This window comes from Gluconacetobacter dulcium (genome assembly GCF_014174165.1).
GTDB lineage: Bacteria > Pseudomonadota > Alphaproteobacteria > Acetobacterales > Acetobacteraceae > Gluconacetobacter > Gluconacetobacter dulcium.
Genome location: NZ_JABEQN010000065.1, coordinates 1 through 943, shown reverse-complemented (window position 1 = coordinate 943; position 943 = coordinate 1). Strand labels below are relative to the sequence as shown.

Genomic DNA, 943 nt, shown 5'->3' with positions numbered 1-943 from the left:
GGAAACCGAATTTTGGGCACGCGCCATCCATGCCCGCTTTGACGGGGATCAGACGCGTGGGCATGGCGCCTTGCGGTGTCTGTTTCGTCAGCGGGCGGCGTTTGTGAGCAAGGCATGGGCGAGCCCGAACTCGTATTGCCAGGGGCAGGCTGACGCCATGGAGATCCGCATCCGCCGGACGCTGCGGATGACCTGGGCACCCATCTTGAGCAGCTTGAGGCGGATCGTGCCGCAGGTGGCGGTGGCGAACTGCGTGTGGGCCAGTCCGATCCGCCGCAGGGCACACAGCAGGACATAGGCCATGGAGGCGAACCAGAGGCGCAACTGGTTGGCGCGCATGGTTCCCGAAGACGTCCGGTCGGCAAAAAGGTCAAGCTGGCATTCCTTGATCCGGTTCTCCATCTCGCCTCGAGCGCAGTAGATTGTCTCATACAGGTGACGTGCCCTGGCTTCGGCGGGTGACAGCGAAGTCACGACAAAGCGCGGATTGGCGGCCTCATTGGTCCATTCCGCCTTGCCGACGACACGCCGTGCCCGGCTCCAGCTGTCGCGGGTCAGCCAGCGGAAATCCCGGTATCGGCGCGCAGGTCGGCCCGTTCGTGCGCTTTCGGCCTCGGCAGCCGCCAGTTCACCCGCGATCTCCGCGACCAGCCGTGCATTGCGCGCGAGCCCGAACAGGAAATCGACACGGTTGGCCTCGCACCAGGCCATCAGCGTTTCGCGACAGAAGCCGCCATCGGCGCGCAGCAGGATCCGCACGCGCGGCCAGCGACGTCGGATCTGGCCGACGATCCGGGCGACCTCCTCCCGCGCGCCAGCCGCGCCATCGATGTTCGACGGGCGCAGCTTCGATGCCAGCAGGTGTCTGCCGCAGAAGATGTAGAGCGGCAGGTAACAGTAGCGGTCGTAATAGCCATGAAAAAACCGTCCTTCCTGATGGCCG

Annotated in this window: 1 protein-coding gene; it reads right to left on the bottom strand. The window is 65.2% G+C overall.

Features of this window, described 5'->3' with window-relative positions; translation table 11 throughout:
• Positions 1–87 precede the first annotated feature (87 nt).
• Positions 88–943, bottom strand: an 856-nt coding sequence (locus HLH25_RS19900; protein WP_182975732.1) for an IS1380 family transposase, incomplete at its 5' end; no start/stop codon positions are given.